The organism is Micromonospora pallida, from assembly GCF_900090325.1.
Classification (GTDB): Bacteria; Actinomycetota; Actinomycetes; order Mycobacteriales; family Micromonosporaceae; genus Micromonospora; species Micromonospora pallida.
Window position 1 is genome coordinate 3670272 of sequence record NZ_FMHW01000002.1, and the last position, 13831, is coordinate 3684102.

Below are 13831 nucleotides of genomic sequence, written 5' to 3' on the forward strand. Positions count from 1 at the left end.
ACCGCCACGCGGCCCGTCGACGCGCTGACGGGCAATCCCCCAGCGACACACTGCTGCGCGACCACACGATGATGCGTTGCTGGACAATGGTGTGTGGCACACACTATCGTGTGACGCATGGTCAGCGACGAGATCCTGCGAACGCACCTCCAGGAGCTGCGTCGGGGCACGGTGGTGGTGGCGAGCCTGCTCGCCCTACGCCGCCCCGACTACGGCTACGCCCTGCTGCAACGCCTCGCCGACCACGGCTTCCCGGTCGACGCCAACACGCTCTATCCGCTGCTGCGGCGGCTCGAGGAGCAGGGGCTGCTGACCAGCGAGTGGAACACCGAGGAGAGCCGGCCGCGCAAGTTCTACCGGACCAGCGAGGAGGGCAAGTCGCTGCTGGGCCGGCTCCTCGACGACCTCGCCACCGTGCAGACCTCCCTCACCGGGCTGATCGAAGGAACCAAGTGATGACATCCCTGACCGACCGGTATCTCGCCGCCACCCTGCCCGCGGTGCCGGTCGCCCGGCGCGCGGAGATCGCCACCGAGCTGCGGGCCTCGATCGACGACATGGTCGAGGCCCGGACGGCGGGCGGGCAGGACACCACCACCGCCGAACGGGAGGTGCTCACCGAACTGGGCGACCCGGCACAGCTCGCCGCCCGCTACGCCGACCGCCGGTTGCACCTCATCGGCCCCACGTACTTCCTGGCCTGGGAACGGCTGCTGAAGCGACTGCTCAGCTTCCTGCCGGCGACGGTCGGGGTGATCATGGGCGCGCTCGAGGCCGTCGACGGCAACCCCGGCGGGGCGATCGGCGAGGGCATCGTCGCCGCCCTCATGGTCGCGCTGCACATCTGCTTCTGGGTCACCCTGGTCTTCGCGGTGCTGGAGCGTCTCAACGTTCCCCTGGACCTGCCGGAGTGGACCGTCGACCGGTTGCCGGAGGAGCGCGTCGACCGGCAGATCCCGCTGACCGACACCGGCGCGTCGATCGGCTGGCTCGTGCTCGTCATCGCGTACCTGCCGTGGCAGCACTACCGGTCCTTCGTCTCCGACGGCGCGGGCGGCGACGTGCCGATCCTCGACCCGACGCTGTGGAGCTTCTGGCTGCCGTTCCTGATCGCCGTACTGGTCGCCACCATCGGCTTCGAGGTCGTCAAGTACCGGGTCGGACGCTGGACCTGGCCGCTGGTCGCGGTGAACGTGGTGCTGAATCTGGCGTTCGCGGTGCCGGTGATCTGGCTGCTCCTGACCGACCGGCTGTTCAACCCCGACGTGGTGCAGCATGTCGCCTGGTTCAGCGAGGGCGACAACCTGGACACCGTCAACGCGGTCGTGGTCGCCGGCACCGTGCTGATCGTGCTCTGGGACGTCGTCGACAGCGTCGTCAAGGCGTACCGTCACCGCCGCTGACGTACCCGCGGCCCGGGGCATGCCTGGCCCCTCGCACCCGGGCCGGTTCCACCCGATCAGGTGGAACCGGCCCGGGCGCCCGGACGCACGGTGCTGGAACTAGAGTCACCGGCGTGACTGCCGGGTCGGCCATGGGCCACGAGCGCGTGAGGTTCCCGGCCCTGGCGTGACCGCCGGGTCGGCGAGAGGGCCACCTCTCCCCCGTTTCCTTCTCTTCTCCACCATCACCGACGGCTCCGTCCTGCCTGACGGCGGGCGACGCGGACAAGAAGGAACGGGACATGCCGAACCACTTCAACGACGCCATCATCGACGAGTTCCGGGCCAACGGCGGACGGGTCGGCGGGCCCTTCGCCGGCAGCCGGCTCCTGCTGCTGACCACCACGGGGGCCCGCACCGGACGGCCCCACACCACCCCGCTCGGGTGCCTGCCCGACAGCGGCGACCGGCTCCTGGTCGTCGCCTCGGCGGGCGGGGCGCCCCAGCACCCGGCCTGGTACCACAATCTTCGGGCGAATCCCCTGGTCACCGTCGAGGACGGGGTCTCCACCCACCAGGCCGAGGCGACCGTCCTCACCGGCGCGGAACGCGACCGGACCTTCGCCCGGATCGTCGAGGTCGCCCCGGGCTATGCCGACTACCAGGCGAAGACGACCCGGATCATCCCGGTGGTCACGCTGACGCCCGTCCGGACCTGACCAGCGCTCGCGTCGGGTCAGGCCTGAGGTCCGGGCAGGTCGGACCGGTACCGGTCCGACCTGCCCGGACGGGGCGACACATGGGGAACAACGGTCATCGCGCCACCGCCCGACCGGCGGACATTTCCTGACCGGGTGGAGGGCTGGTCACTCTGGACAGTGCCAGGACGCGCCCAGATCATGGGTAAACCTCTTGGTCGTCGGGTGGTGAGCGGGACTCCACACCGACTCCTTCACCCACTTGAGCAGGTGAACCGTGCTGAGCTTGTCCGACATCCGCACCGACTGGAAGATCTTCCGACAGACCATGCGGGACTCCACTCTCAAAGAGGCCCTCGTCGACAGCTTCGAGTACATCAAGATCCGATTCCACGAGCAGCGGGAACGCTTCGACGAGCGGTACGGCACCGAGACCAACGGCATCGTCGGGCTGGCCGACATCGACGGGATCGGACCGCACCTGGAGGAGGCCTCCCACTACCTGCCCACCCGCAAGCAGGAGTTCGACCGGATGATGGCGACGGTCGGCGAGATCGACCACCGGGAGCACGTCTTCGTCGACCTCGGCTGCGGCAAGGGCCGGGTCGTCCTGCTCGCGGCGGAGAAGCCGTACAAGCGGGTGGTCGGGGTGGACTTCTCCCCCACGTTCATCGCCCAGGCGAAGGAGAACGTGGAACGCTACACCGGACCGGTGGCGACCAATGAGATCGAACTGCTCGCCATCGACGCGGTGGACTTCGTCGTGCCCCCGGAGAACCTGGTCGTCTTCCTGTTCTCGCCGTTCGGGCCGCCCGTCTTCGACACCGTGATGCGGAACCTGGTGGCCTCGACCCGGCAGCGGAAGCAGAAGATCACCATCGTCTACTACTCGCCGGACTACGACGACGTGGTTCGGGCGGCCGGCTTCACGCTGGTCGGCCAGGGCAAGGGCGACCACTGGCCGTGGAGCATCTACTCCGTCGGCGGCGAGTGAGTCCGACCGGAAGCCGGGCACGGCCGGCCACACGGCGGCAGGCCGGGCCGGGCGGCTGCTGCCGACAGGTCGTGCAACCCCGCGGCGACCGTCCGCGTCACGACGGCCGGTGCTTCTCCCACTCCCGGGCGAGCATCGCGTAGACCACCTCGTCGCACCACTCGCCCTTGACGAACTCGCTCTCCCGCAGGTGCGCCTCGTGTCGCATCCCCAACCGTTCGAGCACCCGCGCCGAGGCGGTGTTGCGGGCGTCGAGCCTGCCGACGATCCGGTGCAGGCCGAGCAGGTCGAAGCCGATCTCCACCATCATCCGCGCCGCCTCGGTGGCGTAGCCCCGGCCGCCGTGCTCGGGGTGGAAGACGTACCCGACCTCACCCTGGCGGTGCTCCACGCTGACCCAGCACAGCAGCACGTCCCCGACGAGCTGGCCGGTCTCCCGGACCACCACGGCCAGGTTCAGCACGTCGCCGGAGTTCTGGAGCACGGTACGACGACGCCTGCGGGCCAGCGACTCCCGGGTCGCCTGCTCGTCGTACGGCTCCCAGTACAGGTAGCGGGCGACGTCCGGCCGGGACTGGTACGCGTGCAGCGCCGCGAAGTCACCCTCCGTGAAGGGGCGCAGGTCGAGCCGCTCGGTGCGGATCGGGTAGTCGGGATTCAGCACCCCGGCAGGGTACGCCCCCGTCCAGCACCTGCATACACCGCCACAACACGTCGAGCTGCTGATGCGCGGCGTCGAGCAGGGTGATGTAGTCAGCCCCGGCGAAGCTGCGTCTGCGCAGACAGTGGCAGCTCAGATACACGACACGCCGAGCGGATTACATCTCAGGCACCCATCGCCCGGGTCCACACGGACCGGAAGGGCGGCGCGATCTGTGCGAGGAACGCCTCGACCTGTAGTGGCCGTTGACCGGCGCCTACACCGGTGAAGTGGCCATCCGGACCCACGATGGCGAGTGGGTCGAGCACGAAAAGTCACCCGGTGCCCCGGCGATCTCGGCGCTCGGCGTGATCGGCTTCCCGTTCCGGCTGGCCGCACGAGCCCTGGACGGCGAACCGAACAAAAGCCTCGCCTCGTTCGTGCACGCCCTGCGGGCCATCGCCGAACGCGCCCAACGCGACCGACCGTAGGCGGCTGGCTCAGCCGCCGTCAGCCGATCCGCTCTTCGCTGAGTTGCGGCACGAGCCTGGCCACCGTCTCGGAGTCGGCGTCCTGATGAAGTACCACGAGCTTCAGTCGGATGGCGGTGGCGACAACCAGATAATCGGCCACGGACAACCCCTGATGTGCGCTCTGACTGGCGAGTTCCTGCCGCCCCGCCCGTACGACCTGCGAGGCGTCGTCGGGAACCGGCACCCAGGGGTACAGGTCCCGCAGGCCGCGCTCGACCCGGTCGTACGCCTTGGCATCGGCGATCGTCAAGGTCTCACGAGCACAGGGTCACAAAGGGCGATCAGGCCGCGGGTCGCCAGATCAGACCAATGCGGATCAACCTGGCGGCGCACCATGCGAACAAGTGCGCTCGTATCAACCAGATATCTCACCCGTCGAGCTCGTCGAGCCGGTCGAACTGGAAGCCCCCCTCGTCGGCGACTTCCTGAAGGTCCGCCAGCGCACGCTGCCGACGCTCCCGACTGAATTCCACCGCCTGCCTGAGGGCCTCCGTCACGGTCTCCTTCTTGGTGGAGGTACCGAGGGCGGCGGTCGCCTCGGCAAGAAGGTCCTCGTCGAGGTCCAACAGAGTCTTCGCCATACAAAACACCTCCCGGACAAATAATTTTCCGGGAGGTGCGTGTATCAACGCCGTGGGTCAGCCAACGGCCTCCATCACGTCGTCGCTGACGTCGAAGTTGGCGTAGACGTTCTGCACGTCGTCGCAGTCCTCGAGGACGTCGATCAGCTTGAAGACCTTCCGCGCGCCCTCCTCGTCCAGCGGCACGTTGACGCTGGGGATCAGGGAGGACTCGGCCGACTCGTACTCGATGCCAGCGTCCTGGAGGGCGGTGCGCACGGCGATCAGGTCGCCCGGCTCGGAAACCACCTCGAACGCCTCGCCCAGGTCGTTGACCTCCTCGGCACCGGCGTCGAGGACGGCCAGCATCACGTCGTCCTCGTTGGTGTCGGCCTTGGGCACGATCACCACGCCCTTGCGGGAGAACATGTACGACACCGAGCCGGCGTCGGCGAACGAGCCGCCGTTGCGGGTCAGCGCGGTGCGGACCTCGGTCGCCGCGCGGTTGCGGTTGTCGGTCAGGCACTCGATCAACAGCGCGACGCCGTTGGGGCCGTATCCCTCGTACATGATGGTCTGGTAGTCGGCACCGCCGGCCTCCAGGCCCGAGCCGCGCTTGACCGCGCGGTCGATGTTGTCGTTGGGGACGGAGCTCTTCTTGGCCTTCTGGATGGCGTCGTAGAGGGTCGGGTTACCGGCCGGGTCGCCGCCACCGGTGCGCGCCGCCACCTCGACGTTCTTGATCAGCTTGGCGAACATCTTGCCGCGCTTGGCGTCGATGACGGCCTTCTTGTGCTTGGTGGTCGCCCACTTTGAGTGGCCGGACATCTCGTACCTCCGTCTGTTGACCCACGCCTGCGTCGACTGCCCGCACCCGCTCCACGCACCTCGACGCCGGCGGCAGGGGCGGCCGGTCGGCTCCGCGTGGAGGGCCGCAGCGGGCGGTGGCCCTGCCGAACCGCGGCAATCCTACCGATGCTCCCCTGGTCGGTGTCACACCACCACCGGCGGGCCGGATCGGCAATGGCGCGGCATCCCGGGAGAGGGACACCGCGCCATCGCCGAAACGGCGGTGGGAACCGCCCGGACGCGGTGCCCGGCCGATGGTGCGGACCGGCCGGGCACCGGTCAGGCGGCGGCCCGGACCAGGTCGACGAAGTACGCGTGCAGCCGCAGGTCGCCGGTCAACTCGGGGTGGAACGAGGTGGCCAGCAGGTTGCCCTGCCGGACGGCGACGATCCGACCGGCGGCCGGTCCCTCGGTGACCGTGCCGAGCACCTCGACCTCGTCGCCGACCCGCTCGACCCAGGGCGCGCGGATGAAGACCGCGTGGAACGGCTCCCCCTCGACCCCGGCGAGCGTCACCGGGGCCTCGAACGAGTCGACCTGCCGACCGAACGCGTTGCGCCGGACGGTCATCTCGATCGCCTCGAAGCCACGCTGGTCGGGACGGCCGTCGAGCACCTGCCGGGCCAGCATGATCATGCCGGCGCAGGAGCCGTAGACCGGCATGCCGGCGGCGATCCGCTTGTCGATCGGCTCGCGCATCTCGAAGATGTCGACGAGCTTGCTGATCGTGGTGGACTCCCCGCCGGGGATGACCAGCCCGTCGACCGCGTCCAGTTCCTCGGGGCGGCGGACCGGGCGGGCGTCCGCGCCGCAGCCGATGAGGGCGTGTACGTGCTCGCGGACGTCACCCTGGAGCGCGAGCACCCCGATGATGGGCCCGCCCATGTTCACCAAGCCGCCCCTGTTCGCGACTGCGGGGCTCGCAACCCCGGCTCGCTCCTCACGCTCACCAGCCCCGCTCGGCCAGGCGGTGCGGCTGGGGGATCTCGTCGACGTTGATGCCGACCATCGCCTCGCCCAGGCCCCGGGAGACCTTGGCCAGCACGTCCGGGTCGTCGTGGAAGGTGGTGGCCTTGACGATCGCCGCGGCCCGCTGCGCCGGGTTCCCGGACTTGAAGATGCCCGAGCCGACGAAGACACCCTCCGCGCCGAGCTGCATCATCATGGCCGCGTCGGCCGGGGTGGCGATGCCGCCGGCGGTGAAGAGCACCACGGGCAGCTTGCCGGTCTCGGCGATCTCCTTGACCAGCTCGTACGGGGCCTGAAGCTCCTTGGCCGCGACGAACAGCTCGTCGGTCGGCAGCGTCTGGAGGCGACGGATCTCCTGGCGGATCTTACGCATGTGGGTGGTGGCGTTGGAGACGTCACCGGTGCCGGCCTCACCCTTGGAGCGGATCATGGCCGCGCCCTCGGTGATCCGGCGCAGCGCCTCGCCGAGGTTGGTCGCGCCACAGACGAAGGGGACGGTGAACGCCCACTTGTCGATGTGGTTGGCGTAGTCGGCCGGGGTGAGCACCTCGGACTCGTCGACATAGTCGACGCCGAGGGACTGGAGGATCTGCGCCTCGACGAAGTGGCCGATCCGGGCCTTGGCCATGACCGGGATGGAGACGGCGTTGATGATGCCGTCGATCATGTCGGGGTCGCTCATCCGGGAGACCCCGCCCTGCGCGCGGATGTCGGCGGGCACCCGCTCCAGGGCCATGACGGCGACCGCGCCGGCGTCCTCGGCGATCTTGGCCTGCTCGGCGGTGACCACGTCCATGATCACGCCGCCCTTGAGCATCTCGGCCATGCCGCGCTTGACGCGGGCGGTGCCGACGACGGGCGTGGCGGTGGCGGGCTGGGTGGTGGATTCGGACACGGGTGATCGCTCCTCGGCGTGTCGGGGGAGGTGCTGGGTCACGAAAATGCTACGTGCGGTCCAACACCGGTCCGACAGCCAATCAAGCCCCGGGTGGCCTGCTCTGTGACGGTCGTCACCGCGTAACGGCCGCGGTCAGACAGCCGTCACCGCAACTTCGCCCCGCTCAGGCGGCCGGCTCCGCTCCGCCCCGCTCAGGCAGCCCGTCACCGCAGCTCCGGCCCGCTCAGGCGGCCGGTTCTCCGCTGGTCGGGGCGTCCACCGGCGGGGCCAGGGTGGGGTCGTCCACGTCGAAGTAGCGCGGCCGGTCGTGCCGGCGGGCCATCCGGAGCAGGCGGACCAGCCGCCGGCGGCGGGCGGTGAGCGCGTCCCGGACCAGGTCGGTGTGGACCTGCCGGGCCAGCGCCAGGCGTCGGCTCGCCGCGATCACCGCCTCGCCGGCCGGGTCCGCCGGGTCGAACGGCACCGCCCGCAACTGCCGTGTGAGGTCGTTCTCGGCGACCTCCCGCTCGTCGGGCCCGGCGTCCAGGGCGATCCGCGCGGCGGCGTAGAGCTCCACGCCGTACCGCTGCTCGGCCAGGACCGCCGCGGCGGCCGCGCGGCGCAGCAGGTGGGCGTCGAGAGCCCGGGCCGCCGACTCCGCACGCAGGTGCAGCCGCTGGACCCGGGCAGCCGTCCAGAGCAGGTACGCCGACACCAGCACGACGACCGCGACCGCGCCCACCACCCACCACATGCCCGGCATCGTAGTGCTGCTCCCGTTCTCGTCCGCCCGGGCGCGGCGGCCGTCGTCACCTGAGCCACCCGCGCACCATCGTCACCGCCGCTCAGCCCAGCCCCACCCACTCCTGGTCGATCACCCGTCCGTCGGTGGCCTCGATGGCCGCCGCGTACACCTCGAGGACCCGGCGGGCGACCACCGGCCAGTCGAAGGTGGCCACCACCTGGTCGCCGCAGGCGGTCAGTTCCGCCCGCCGGGCCGGGTCGTCGAGCAGGGCGGCCATCGCGTCGCGCAGCGCGCCCGGGTCCCCGGTGGGGAAGAGTTGCCCGGCCCGCCCGCCGTCGAGCACCCGGCGGAACGCGTCCAGGTCGCTGGCGACCACCGTGGTGCCGGCGGCCAGCGCCTCGGTGAGGATCATGCCGAACGACTCGCCGCCGGTGTTCGGCGCGACGTAGAGGTGCACACTGCGCAGCATGCGCGGTTTGTCCGCCTCGGAGACCAGGCCGAGGAAGGTCACCCGGTCCCGCAGGTCACGCGGGATGCGGTCGTACAGGTCGTCGGCCTCGCCCGGACCGGCGACCAGCAGCCGCAGGCCAGGCCGGCGTGGGGCCAGCTCGACGAAGGCGTCCCGGAGCACCGGGAACCCCTTGCGCGGCTCGGTGAACCGGCCGAGGAAGCCGACCGTGCCCCCGGTGCCCGGACCGCACTCCCCCGGCCAGCCGGGCAGCGGCTCCGCGCCGGTGAACCGAGCCACGGTAACCCCGTTCGGAATCTCCACCGCGCCGCCGTCCATGTGCTCGACCTGCACCTTGCGGGCGAGGGCGCTGACCGCGATGCGGGCGGTGATCCGTTCCAGCACGATCTGGAGCACGCCCTGGGCGGCGGCGAGCGCCCGCGAACGGGTCATCGCGGTGTGGAAGGTCGCCACCACCGGTCCCCGGGCGGAGAGTACGGCCAGCAGCGACAGGCTCAGCGTCAGCGGCTCGTGCACGTGCAGGACGTCGAAGTCGCCCCGGGTGATCCAGCGCCGGACCCGGGCGGTGGAGACCGGCCCGAAGGCGATCCGGGCCACCGAGCCGTTGTACGGCAGCGGTACCGCCCGGCCGGCCGACACCACGTACGGCGGCAGTGGCGAGTCCTCGTCGGCGGGAGCGAGCACGCTCACCTCGTGCCCGAGGCCGATCAGCGCCTCCGCGAGGTCAACGACGTGGTTCTGCACGCCGCCGGGTACGTCGAAGGAGTACGGGCACACGATGCCGATCCGCACAGCTGGGGCCTTTCGTTGACTGCCGCGGGGCTCCGCTCCGCTGCTCCTCGCACTCCGGCTCGCCGCACCTGCCGCCTCGCTCTCACGCTCTCCCCGGGGCCGTACCGTCAGACCGGTCCGGAGGCCGCCGGGGGCCGGCTCTCCCGCCGGGGCCGCGGCGACGGGTCTCCGGGGCCGTCCTGGTCCAGCCACATCCGCTGCAACATGTGCCAGTCTTCCGGATGGCGGGCGATGCCCGCCGCCAGTCCGTCGGCAATGCGCTGGGTCAGCAGCCGGGCCCGCTGGTCGAGCGGGCCGCTGGCCGGGTCGGGCAGCTCCAGCGGCCCCTCGATGGACGTGCACGCCGCGTCCGGTTCGTACCACATCGTGGCGACGTAGAGGGGTGCGCCGGTGCGCAGGGCGAGCAGGGCCGGTCCGGCGGGCATCCGGGTCCGCCCGCCGAAGAAGGTGACCTCCACGCCCCGGGCGGAGAGGTCCCGGTCGGCCAACAGCGGCACGACGTGCCCGGCGTTCAGCCGCTCGACGAGGATCTCGAAGGGGGGCCGTTCGCCGCCGTGGGTGGGCAGGATCTCCATGCCGAGGCCGCGCCGGAAGGCGAGGAAGCGCTCGTAGACCGCCTCGGGCCGGAGCCGTTCGGCGACCGTGGTGATCGGCCAGCCCTGGGCGGCGACCCAGGCTCCGGCAGCGTCCCAGTTACCGGCGTGCGGCAGCGCGATCACCGCGCCCCGGCCGGACGCCACGTCGGCGGCGAGCAGTTCCTTGCCGTGGGTCAGCCGGAAGCCGGTGAGGATCTGCTCCCGGCTGCGCGAGGGCAGCCGGAACGCCTCCAGCCAGTACCGGGCGTAGGAACGCAGTCCCGCCCGCACCAGCTCGGCCAGCTCCGCCTCGGGCACCTCGGGGCCGACCACCCGGCGCAGGTTCGCGGCGAGTCGGGCGGTCCCCGCGCCGCCGCGCCGGTGGGCCCGGTCCGCCCCGGCGCGGAAGAGCGCGGCGGCAACCGGTCCGGGCAGCGCGCGGACCAGCCGCCACCCGGCGACGTAACCCAGTTCGGCGAGGTTCACGCCGGTGCTCCGGGGGCGTCGGCGGGGTCCGCCAGGACCGGTCCCACCGCGACCGGGAGCGCTGGGGTCGCCGCGACCGGGACCGCCGAGACCGCCCGGACGGCAGGGGCCATCCGGGCACGACGGCGAGGCGCGCCGGTCGGGTGGGTCACCCCGACACGCCCGCCCGGGCCCGCTGGGCCTGCCGGTAGACGTGCGCCATCCGCTGGCCGACGGTGAAGACCGACACGGCGGCGAGCAGCCAGAGCGCCACCACCAGGGCCCGGTCGACGCCGAGCCCGGTGAGCAGTCCGCCGACCCCGACGATCAGCAGCCGCTCGGTCCGTTCGGCGATGCCCACGTTGCAGGTCATGCCGAGTCCCTCGGCCCGCGCCTTGACGTAGGAGACCAGGCCGCCGGCGGCGAGACAGATCAGCGCCGCGGCCACCCCGCCCCGGTCACCCTGGGTGGCGAGGTAGTAGGCCACCGCGCCGAAGACCGCGCTGTCGGCGACGCGGTCCATGCTGGAGTCGAGGAACGCGCCGAACGTGGTGGAGCCGCCGCTCATCCGGGCCATCGTGCCGTCGAGCAGGTCGGTCAGCGCGAAGATGGTGACGATGAGGGCCCCGGTGACCAGGTGGCCGCGCGCACCGAACCCGAGCGCGCCGACGAGCACCCCGACGGTGCCCGCGACGGTGACCGCGTTGGGGGTGATGCCCGCACGGAGGAAGGTGCGTGCGATGGGCTCGACGACACGGGTCATCCCCGCTCGGGCCGACACTTGGAAGATCTTCGCCATGGCGGTCCCACGATAACGGTCCACCGGTGCGGGTGGTACCGCCGGTGGTCGCGACCCGCCCGGCGAGGTTGTGTCGGATCGGTAACGGGTGTGAGATCGAGGCAGGGACGTGAGCCAGCTCACCCGCCCACCCCCACGTTCCCGGAACGCAGCAGTCCACCGGAGGATATCGCCGCGCACCCGCCCGGGCCGTTTCCCGTCACGCGGCGGTCGCCACCACACCACCGCTGAGGGAGGTGCGCCCCATGGCGCAGAGGAGTCACGAGAAGGGTTCCACCGGCGCCGCGCCGGTGGCCGACGAGCCGCGCCGGGTCCGCAACGTGGTGCTGGTCGGCCACTCCGGGGCCGGCAAGACGACCCTGGTCGAGGGGTTGCTCGCGGCCAGCGGCACGATCACCCGGGTCGGCACGGTCGGCGACGGCACCACGGTCTGCGACCATGACCCCGCCGCCGTACGCCAGCAACGCTCGGTGAGCCTGGCCTGCGCGCCGCTGCTGCACCACGACGTCAAGGTGAACCTCCTGGACACCCCCGGCTACGCCGACTTCGTCGGCGAACTGCGTGCCGGGCTCCGCGCCGCCGACGCCGCCCTGTTCGTGGTCTCCGCCGTCGACGGCATGGACGCGGCCACCGCCGCGCTCTGGGAGGAGTGCGCGGCCGTCGACATGCCCCGCGCGGTGGCGGTGTCCCGGCTGGACCACCCGCGCGCCGACTTCGACGAGGCGGTGGCGCTGTGCCAGCGGGTCTTCGGCGACAACGTGCTCCCGCTCTACCTGCCGATGCTCGGCGACGACGGGATCTCGGTGGTGGGGCTGATGGGGCTGATCACCCGCCGGGTCTTCGACTACACCGCCGGGCTGCCGGCCGCCATCCGGCAGCCCGACCCGGAGCACCTGCCGGCCATCGGCGAGGCCCGTAACGAGCTGATCGAGGGGGTCATCGCCGAGAGCGAGGACGAGACCCTGATGGACCGCTACCTCGAGGGCGAGGAGATCGGCACCGACATCCTCGTGGCGGATCTGGAGAAGGCGGTCGCCCGGGGCCACTTCTATCCGGTGGTGCCGGTCTGCGCGCAGACCGGGGTGGGCCTCGATGTCCTGCTGGAGGTGCTGACCGCGGCCTTCCCGTCGCCGCCGGAACACGCCCTGCCGGCGGTGACCGGGGTGGATGGCTCGCCCCGGCCGCCGTTGACCTGCGACCCGGACGGGCCGCTGGTCGCCGAGGTGGTCAAGACCACCGTCGACCGGCACGTCGGTCGGGTCTCCCTGGTCCGGGTCTTCTCCGGCACCCTGCGGCCGGAGCAGACCATCCACGTGTCCGGGCACGGCCTGGCCGAGCGCGGACACCCCGACCACGACGCCGACGAGCGGGTCGGGCACGTCTACAGCCCGCTCGGCGCGACGCTGCGGGAGGTGCCGTACTGCGTGGCCGGAGACGTCTGTGCGATCACCAAGTCGGGCAGCGCGGAGACCGGCGACACCATCTCCGCCAAGGACGACCCACTGCTGGTCGCCCCGTGGGAGATGCCCGAACCGCTGCTGCCGGTGGCGGTCGCCGCGCGCAGCCGGGCCGACGAGGACGCGCTGGCCCGGAACCTGGCCCGGCTGGTCGCCGGCGATCCGACCCTGCGGTTGGAACGCAACCCGGAGACCCACCAGTTGGTGCTCTGGTGCATGGGCGAGGCACACGCCGACGTGGTGCTGGACCGGCTGCGCGGCGGCGGCGTCGACCTGGAGACCGAGCCGGTGCGGGTGCCGCTGCGGGAGACGTTTGCCGCCACCGCCACCGGGCACGGCCGGCACGTCAAGCAGTCCGGCGGGCACGGCCAGTACGCCGTCTGCCACATCGAGGTGGAGCCGCTGCCCCGGGGCACGGGGTTCGAGTTCGTCGACCGGGTGGTCGGCGGCGCGGTACCGCACACCTACATCCCGTCCGTGGAGAAGGGCGTCCGGGCCCAGATGGAGCGGGGTCTGACGGCCGGATACCCGACGGTCGACCTGCGGGTGACACTGGTGGACGGCAAGGCGCACAGCGTCGACTCCTCCGACGCGGCGTTCCAGACCGCCGGGGCCCTCGCCCTGCGCGACGCCGCCGAGAAGGGCGGGGTGGTCCTGCTGGAGCCGGTGGACGAGGTGGTCGTCCAGATTCCCGACCGGTACGTGGGCGCGGTGCTGGGCGACCTCTCCGGCCGGCGCGGCCGGGTGCTCGGCACCGAGCCCGACCCGTCCGGGGTGGACCGTACGCTGGTCCGCGCCGAGGTGCCCGCCACCGAGCTGCTGCGGTACGCGGTGGAGCTGCGGGGGACGACCTCCGGTACCGGCACGTTCCGCCGCTCGTTCGCCCGCTACGAGCAGCTTCCCGCCCACCTGGCCGACGGGGTCCGCCCCACGCACGCCTCCTGACCCCGCCTGCGGAGGCCGCGCGCGCCTCCTGCCCCCGCCGACCGGGCCGGACGCCGCACGCATCCTGACCCCGCCCGCCGAC

At 71.8% G+C, this 13831-nt stretch carries 16 protein-coding genes; 6 read left to right on the forward strand and 10 right to left on the reverse strand.

Going from position 1 to position 13831, the window contains the following annotated elements; translation table 11 throughout:
• The first annotated feature begins 117 nt into the window (after nucleotides 1–117).
• The 4 genes from GA0074692_RS14735 (at nucleotide 118) to GA0074692_RS14750 (ending at nucleotide 3074) form a co-directional block, all read left to right on the forward strand.
• Nucleotides 118–456 (forward strand): PadR family transcriptional regulator, encoded by a 339-nt coding sequence (locus GA0074692_RS14735; RefSeq protein ID WP_091644936.1) that lies wholly within the window; start codon nucleotides 118–120, stop codon nucleotides 454–456.
• Entirely contained in the window at nucleotides 456–1403 is a 948-nt protein-coding gene (locus GA0074692_RS14740; protein ID WP_091644938.1) for a permease prefix domain 1-containing protein, read from the forward strand. Before GA0074692_RS14735 ends, GA0074692_RS14740 begins: the two co-directional genes overlap by 1 nt.
• A gap of 281 nt (nucleotides 1404–1684) precedes the next feature.
• Nucleotides 1685–2101, forward strand: coding sequence for a nitroreductase family deazaflavin-dependent oxidoreductase (locus GA0074692_RS14745; protein ID WP_091644940.1), 417 nt, complete (start codon nucleotides 1685–1687; stop codon nucleotides 2099–2101).
• Nucleotides 2102–2357: 256 nt separating this feature from the next.
• Nucleotides 2358–3074 carry a class I SAM-dependent methyltransferase gene (locus tag GA0074692_RS14750; protein WP_091644942.1) on the forward strand — a complete coding sequence of 239 codons (717 nt, stop codon included), beginning with the start codon at nucleotides 2358–2360 and terminating at the stop codon, nucleotides 3072–3074.
• 97 nt (nucleotides 3075–3171) lie between these two features.
• Here the strand turns inward: GA0074692_RS14750 and GA0074692_RS14755 are convergent, their stop codons facing one another.
• A complete protein-coding gene (locus tag GA0074692_RS14755; RefSeq protein ID WP_091644945.1) occupies nucleotides 3172–3738 on the reverse strand; it encodes a GNAT family N-acetyltransferase in 567 nt (188 codons plus the stop codon).
• Between the two features lie 266 nt (nucleotides 3739–4004).
• Between GA0074692_RS14755 and GA0074692_RS14760 the strand changes: the two genes are divergently transcribed.
• The gene (locus tag GA0074692_RS14760) at nucleotides 4005–4205 is read left to right on the forward strand and encodes a hypothetical protein (protein ID WP_141725287.1); all 201 of its coding nucleotides are present in this window, start codon (nucleotides 4005–4007) and stop codon (nucleotides 4203–4205) included.
• 19 nt (nucleotides 4206–4224) lie between these two features.
• Here the strand turns inward: GA0074692_RS14760 and GA0074692_RS14765 are convergent, their stop codons facing one another.
• The 9 genes from GA0074692_RS14765 to pgsA form a co-directional block, all read right to left on the reverse strand.
• Nucleotides 4225–4497, reverse strand: coding sequence for a PIN domain-containing protein (locus tag GA0074692_RS14765; RefSeq protein ID WP_091644950.1), 273 nt, complete (start codon nucleotides 4495–4497; stop codon nucleotides 4225–4227).
• 118 nt (nucleotides 4498–4615) lie between these two features.
• Nucleotides 4616–4828 (reverse strand): type II toxin-antitoxin system VapB family antitoxin, encoded by a 213-nt coding sequence (locus tag GA0074692_RS14770; protein ID WP_091644952.1) that lies wholly within the window; start codon nucleotides 4826–4828, stop codon nucleotides 4616–4618.
• Nucleotides 4829–4885: 57 nt separating this feature from the next.
• A complete protein-coding gene (locus tag GA0074692_RS14775; RefSeq protein ID WP_091644954.1) occupies nucleotides 4886–5635 on the reverse strand; it encodes a YebC/PmpR family DNA-binding transcriptional regulator in 750 nt (249 codons plus the stop codon).
• A gap of 300 nt (nucleotides 5636–5935) precedes the next feature.
• Nucleotides 5936–6541 carry a pyridoxal 5'-phosphate synthase glutaminase subunit PdxT gene (gene pdxT, locus GA0074692_RS14780; RefSeq protein WP_091644957.1) on the reverse strand — a complete coding sequence of 202 codons (606 nt, stop codon included), beginning with the start codon at nucleotides 6539–6541 and terminating at the stop codon, nucleotides 5936–5938.
• 61 nt (nucleotides 6542–6602) lie between these two features.
• On the reverse strand, nucleotides 6603–7520 hold the full coding sequence (pdxS, locus tag GA0074692_RS14785) for a pyridoxal 5'-phosphate synthase lyase subunit PdxS (RefSeq protein WP_091644959.1): 918 nt from the start codon (nucleotides 7518–7520) through the stop codon (nucleotides 6603–6605).
• Nucleotides 7521–7746: 226 nt separating this feature from the next.
• The gene (locus tag GA0074692_RS14790; protein WP_091644961.1) at nucleotides 7747–8265 is read right to left on the reverse strand and encodes a hypothetical protein; all 519 of its coding nucleotides are present in this window, start codon (nucleotides 8263–8265) and stop codon (nucleotides 7747–7749) included.
• An 82-nt stretch (nucleotides 8266–8347) separates the two neighbouring features.
• Nucleotides 8348–9508, reverse strand: a complete 1161-nt coding sequence (locus GA0074692_RS14795) for a glycosyltransferase family 4 protein (protein WP_091644963.1) — start codon at nucleotides 9506–9508, stop codon at nucleotides 8348–8350.
• A gap of 107 nt (nucleotides 9509–9615) precedes the next feature.
• Nucleotides 9616–10569 (reverse strand): phosphatidylinositol mannoside acyltransferase, encoded by a 954-nt coding sequence (locus tag GA0074692_RS14800; protein ID WP_091644966.1) that lies wholly within the window; start codon nucleotides 10567–10569, stop codon nucleotides 9616–9618.
• Nucleotides 10570–10717: 148 nt separating this feature from the next.
• Complete coding sequence (gene pgsA / locus GA0074692_RS14805; protein WP_091644968.1) at nucleotides 10718–11347, reverse strand: phosphatidylinositol phosphate synthase; 630 nt, start codon at nucleotides 11345–11347, stop codon at nucleotides 10718–10720.
• Between the two features lie 245 nt (nucleotides 11348–11592).
• On the opposite strand from pgsA, the gene GA0074692_RS14810 reads away from it, so the two are divergent.
• A complete protein-coding gene (locus tag GA0074692_RS14810) occupies nucleotides 11593–13749 on the forward strand; it encodes an elongation factor G-like protein EF-G2 (RefSeq protein ID WP_091644970.1) in 2157 nt (718 codons plus the stop codon).
• Nucleotides 13750–13831 lie beyond the last annotated feature (82 nt).

Excerpts from the sequence above, each read along its gene's own strand:
- GA0074692_RS14810 (WP_091644970.1), top strand. The coding sequence starts at position 11,593 with ATGGCGCAGAGGAGTCACGAGAAGGGTTCCACCGGCGCCGCGCCGGTG.
- pdxT (WP_091644957.1), bottom strand. The coding sequence starts at position 6,541 with ATGGGCGGGCCCATCATCGGGGTGCTCGCGCTCCAGGGTGACGTCCGC.
- GA0074692_RS14770 (WP_091644952.1), bottom strand. The coding sequence starts at position 4,828 with ATGGCGAAGACTCTGTTGGACCTCGACGAGGACCTTCTTGCCGAGGCG.
- GA0074692_RS14735 (WP_091644936.1), top strand. The coding sequence starts at position 118 with ATGGTCAGCGACGAGATCCTGCGAACGCACCTCCAGGAGCTGCGTCGG.
- GA0074692_RS14740 (WP_091644938.1), top strand. The coding sequence starts at position 456 with ATGACATCCCTGACCGACCGGTATCTCGCCGCCACCCTGCCCGCGGTG.
- pgsA (WP_091644968.1), bottom strand. The coding sequence starts at position 11,347 with ATGGCGAAGATCTTCCAAGTGTCGGCCCGAGCGGGGATGACCCGTGTC.
- GA0074692_RS14775 (WP_091644954.1), bottom strand. The coding sequence starts at position 5,635 with ATGTCCGGCCACTCAAAGTGGGCGACCACCAAGCACAAGAAGGCCGTC.
- GA0074692_RS14745 (WP_091644940.1), top strand. The coding sequence starts at position 1,685 with ATGCCGAACCACTTCAACGACGCCATCATCGACGAGTTCCGGGCCAAC.
- GA0074692_RS14790 (WP_091644961.1), bottom strand. The coding sequence starts at position 8,265 with ATGCCGGGCATGTGGTGGGTGGTGGGCGCGGTCGCGGTCGTCGTGCTG.